This window comes from Micromonospora sp. CV4 (genome assembly GCF_003667455.1).
Classification (GTDB): Bacteria; Actinomycetota; Actinomycetes; order Mycobacteriales; family Micromonosporaceae; genus Micromonospora.
The window spans coordinates 1-4680 of record NZ_RCVI01000106.1; the positions used below are offsets into that span (position 1 = coordinate 1).

5 protein-coding genes are annotated in these 4680 nt (G+C 74.0%); 3 read left to right on the forward strand and 2 right to left on the reverse strand.

Going from position 1 to position 4680, the window contains the following annotated elements; translation table 11 throughout:
* On the forward strand, positions 1–1494 hold a 1494-nt coding region (locus tag EAD98_RS00940), incomplete at its 5' end, for a WG repeat-containing protein (RefSeq protein ID WP_233583664.1).
* Between the two features lie 44 nt (positions 1495–1538).
* Complete coding sequence (locus EAD98_RS00945; protein ID WP_121652206.1) at positions 1539–2537, forward strand: aldo/keto reductase family protein; 999 nt, start codon at positions 1539–1541, stop codon at positions 2535–2537.
* 116 nt (positions 2538–2653) lie between these two features.
* Here the strand turns inward: EAD98_RS00945 and EAD98_RS00950 are convergent, their stop codons facing one another.
* Entirely contained in the window at positions 2654–3451 is a 798-nt protein-coding gene (locus EAD98_RS00950; protein WP_121652207.1) for a site-2 protease family protein, read from the reverse strand.
* Positions 3451–3651, reverse strand: a complete 201-nt coding sequence (locus EAD98_RS00955; protein WP_121652208.1) for a hypothetical protein — start codon at positions 3649–3651, stop codon at positions 3451–3453. Before EAD98_RS00955 ends, EAD98_RS00950 begins: the two co-directional genes overlap by 1 nt.
* A 143-nt stretch (positions 3652–3794) precedes the next feature.
* Here EAD98_RS00955 and EAD98_RS00960 point away from each other — a divergent pair.
* Positions 3795–4680: serine/threonine-protein kinase (locus EAD98_RS00960; protein WP_147457304.1), on the forward strand; the 886-nt coding region annotated here is incomplete at its 3' end.

Here is a 4680-nt window from a genome sequence, read left to right on the forward strand (position 1 = left end):
GGCTCAGCCCCGCCGGTCTCGGCCCCGCCCGCAGCGCCGATCTCCGCCCCGCCCGTCTCCGCGCCGCCGGCCGCAGCCGTTCCCGGGCCGCGGAGCGGACCACCCGGGGAGAGCGCACCGGTGTCCGCGCCACCCGCCTCTGCGCCGCCATCCGCCGCGCCGCCCGTCTCTGCGCCGCCGGCGGCCCGCCGGCCGCTGGCCGAGCAGGGCGACCCGGAGCAGGTCCTCGCGGCGTACCGGTGGCGGCTGGACCCGGTCACCCTGCGGGAGGAGCTGACCGAGCCGGACGACATGCGGGCGATCCGGCGGCGGCTGACCGAGAAGTTGGGCTCGGCCATCGACAACCGGGCCCGGGCGCGGCTGCTCAGCCTGCGGGCGGTGACCTCCCGCATCCTGGGCGAACTGGACGACGCGCTGGCCGACGGCAGGCTCGCCCTCACCTACGCCGAGGCCACCGGCGAGCTGCGCCGGACCGCGCTGGCCCAGGCCCGGCTGGCCCACGTGCTGCGCTGGCGCGGCGACTTCGCCGAGGCCGACCAGCTCTTCGCCAAAGCCAACTCGGTCGAGCTGCCCGACCGGCTGCGGGCCGCCCTGCACGAGCACGCCGGGCGCTCCTGTCACGACCAGGGCCGGCTGATGGAGGCCTGCCACCACTTCGAGCAGGCCCTCGACCTGCGCGGCGCCGGCGACGCCGAACTGCTGGACCGGATCCGGGTTGCCCTCGACGCGGTCGCCACCCGGGCCGCGGCGGACGGCTTCGGGCCGTACCCCCGGGGTCGGGACGAGGTGCTCGACCGCGACCGGCCCCCGATGCCGGGCCGGGACGGACCGCTGTGGGGGTACACCGACCCGGAGGGTGATCTCGTCATCCCCGCCCGCTACGCCGAGGCGCAGCCGTTCCACGACGGGTTGGCCTGGGTCCGCCGGCCGGACACCGACCGGTGGTCGCTGATCAACCTGCTCGGTACGACGGTGATCCCACCGACCTACCGCGCGGCGCGCCCGTTCAGCGACGGCCTCGCCTGGGTGGTCACGGACGGCGGCTGGACGGCGATCGACGCGACCGGCGAGGTGCAGGTGCGACCCAATTTCGCCGAGGTGCGCCCGTTCCGCCGCGGCGTGGCCGCCGTGCGGCGCGAGGGTTGGGGTGCGGTCGACCGGACCGGCCGGATCGTGGTGCCCACCCGCTACCACGGCTTCGCCACCGAACTGGCCGACGGGCAGCAGATCGACGGGTTCACCGACGAGGGCCTCGCCGTGGTCGACGTCGGCGGCCGGCGGGGCGTGGTGGACCGCAACGGCACACCGCTGGTGCCCCCGGCGCACCCCATGCTCGTCATCCACCCGGTGGCGTTCCTGGTCGGCGACGCCACCGGACGCTGGGGCGCGCTGGACCGGCGGGGCGAGCCGCTCATCGATCCGGTCCACCGCGACCGCGCCGCGGTGCTGGCCGAGATCGACCGGCTGCTCACCGACGCCAACCCGGTGCTCTGACCGGCGGTTCGGCGACTCCGAACCGGCGGGGCTAGGGTCGTGGCATGGAATTCCGACACCTGGGCCGTTCCGGCCTGTTGGTCAGCGAGATCTCGTACGGCAACTGGATCACCCACGGCTCGCAGGTCGAGGAGGACGCCGCGTTCGCCTGCGTGCGGGCCGCCCTCGACGCGGGGATCACCACCTTCGACACCGCCGACGTGTACGCCGGCACCCGGGCCGAGGACGTGCTCGGTCGGGCGCTGCAGAACGAGCGTCGCGAGGGCCTGGAGATCTTCACCAAGGTCTACTGGCCCACCGGTCCCGGTCGCAACGACCGCGGCCTGTCCCGCAAGCACATCATGGAGTCGATCAACGGCTCGCTGCGCCGGCTGCGCACCGACTACGTGGACCTCTACCAGGCCCACCGGTACGACCACAGCACGCCGCTGGAAGAGACGATGGAGGCGTTCGCCGACGTCGTGCACTCCGGAAAGGCGCACTACATCGGCGTCTCCGAGTGGTCCGCGGAGCAGCTGCGTGCCGCCCACCCGCTCGCCCGGGAGCTGCACATCCCGCTGGTCTCCAACCAGCCTCAGTACTCGATGCTCTGGCGGGTCATCGAGGCCGAGGTCGTGCCGGCGAGCGAGGAGCTGGGCATCGGGCAGATCGTCTGGTCGCCGATGGCGCAGGGCGTGCTGTCCGGCAAGTACCTGCCGGGGCAGCCGCCGCCGGCCGGTTCCCGCGCCACCGACGAGAAGTCGGGCGCGGGCTTCATCTCCCGGTTCATGAACGACGACGTGCTGACCCGGGTTCAGCAGCTCAAGCCCCTCGCGGAGCAGGCCGGGCTGAGCATGGCCCAGCTCGCGGTGGCCTGGGTGTTGCAGAACCCGAACGTGTCGTCGGCGATCATCGGCGCGTCCCGCCCGGAGCAGGTGCACGACAACGTCAAGGCGGCCGGGGTGAAGCTCGACGCCGAGCTGCTCAAGGCCATCGACGAGATCGTCGAGCCGGTCACCGAGCGGGACCCGGCGAAGACCGAGTCCCCCGCCCAGCGTCCCTGACGCCGGCCCCGGTCCGGTCCGCGCGGGTTCGCGCCGACCGGACCGGGTCAGCCCGGTCAGCTCCGCCGGAAGCCGGTCAGCTCCGCCAGAAGCCGGTCAGCTCCGCCAGAAGTCGGTCAGCTCCGCCAGAAGCGGATCAGGTCGAGGCCGGTGGCGTAGAGCCACGAGGGCAGGCCGAGCAGATCCCCGACCGCGAAGACGGCGTCGAAGAACCAGCCGCCGATGCGCGGGTTCCACAGCAGCGCGAAGAGCAGCAGGAAGCCGTACGGGGCGAACAGGTCGTACATCCGGCGCCACTGCGGGTTGAGCCACGGCTGGATCATGTTGCCGCCGTCCAGGCCGGGGACCGGCAGCAGGTTGAGCACGCTCGCGGTGAGCTGGAGGAAGGCCAGCAACGCCACTCCGGCCCAGAACTCCACCGGGCCGCCCGCCTCGATGCCGATCCGCAACGCCGCCACCAGCACCAGCGTGAACAGCACGTTGGTCGCCGGGCCGGCGAGGCTGACCAGGGTGTGCCGCAACCGGCCCGGGATGGCGTGCCGGTCCACCCACACCGCGCCGCCGGGCAGGCCGATGCCGCCGAGCAGCACCACCACCACCGGCAGCACGATCGACAGCAGCGGGTGGGTGTACTTCAACGGGTTGAGCGTCAGGTAGCCGCGGTGGGCGATGTCCCGGTCGCCGGCCCGGAAGGCCACCACCGCGTGCGCGTACTCGTGCAGGCAGAGCGAGACCAGCCACCCGGAGACCACGAAGACGAACACGTCGAACCGGACGCTGCCGTACCCGTTCCAGGCCAGCACCCCGCTGACCGCGAAGAGCGCGACCAGGCCGAGGAAGACCGGGCTGGGCCGGAACGCCGCCCTGGGCACGCCGAGCACCAGCCGCTCCCCGCCCGGCCGGTCGTACCCCATCACTCGGCCGTGGGCAGCAGGCTCATCCGGTACTCCACGCGGTCGTCCTCCACGAGCGCGACCGAGGTGACGCCGGACGCCGCGAGCTCCCGCCAGGACTGACCGATCCAGGATTCGGCGTCGGCCTGGCTGCCGAACGACTCCGCCGGTCCCTCGACCGTCTGGCCGTCCGTGCCCTCGTACCGCCAGCTCCACGCCATGCCGCGTCTCCCCTCGCCGCTGAAGTCCCCGTGGGACGAACCCTCGCCAGCGTAGTCGGCCCGACCCGGAACGGCCCCTCGCTCGCCCCGGCCGCGACCCACGGGCTGATCAACCCATCAACGTCGGCCGGTACGGTGGCTCGGTGCTGACACGGGGAGTGCTGCTCGGGGACCGGTACCGGCTGGACGAGCGGGTGGCGACGGGCGGGATGGGCGCGGTCTGGCGCGGCACCGACGTGCTGCTGGAACGCGAGGTGGCGGTGAAGGTGCTGCTGCCGTCGCTGGTCGCCGACCCGGAGTTCACCGCGCGGTTCCGGGCCGAGGCGCAGATGCTGGCGGCGCTGCGGCACCCCGGCGTGGTCGCGGTGCACGACGTCGGGCAGGCCACGCTCGCCGACGGCGGCCGGGTCGACTACCTGGTGATGGAGTACGTCGAGGGCGAGCCGTTGTCGGCCCGGGTGCGCGCGGCGGGTCGTCTGGACGCGGCCACCACCATGTCGGTGCTGGCGCAGGCCGCGGAGGCGCTGCACACCGCTCACCTCGCCGGCATCGTGCACCGGGACGTGAAGCCGGGCAACCTGCTGCTCAAGGCGGACGGCAGGGTGGTGCTGGTCGACTTCGGCATCGCCCGGTCCCGCAGCATGGCCGGGCTCACCGCCGCGAACATGGTGCTCGGCACCGCCTCGTACATGTCCCCCGAGCAGGCCACCGGGCAGCCGGTGTCCCCCGCCACCGACGTCTACGCGCTGGGCGCGGTGGCGTACTTCTGCCTCGCCGGGCAGCCGCCGTTCGACGGTGACAACCCGCTCGCGGTGGCGCTGCGGCATGCCCAGGACGAACCGGCGCCGCTGCCGTCGGACACCCCACCGGCGGTGGTGGCGGTCGTCACGCGGGCGTTGGCCAAGCGGCCGGCGGATCGGTTCGCCAGCGCCGCCGAGCTGGCCGGCGCCGCCGCCGACGCCCGCGACGCGACCCTGGCGAGCCTCCCGCCGGCGGCCCGCCCGCCGTGGGCGGTGGCCGCCCCCACCC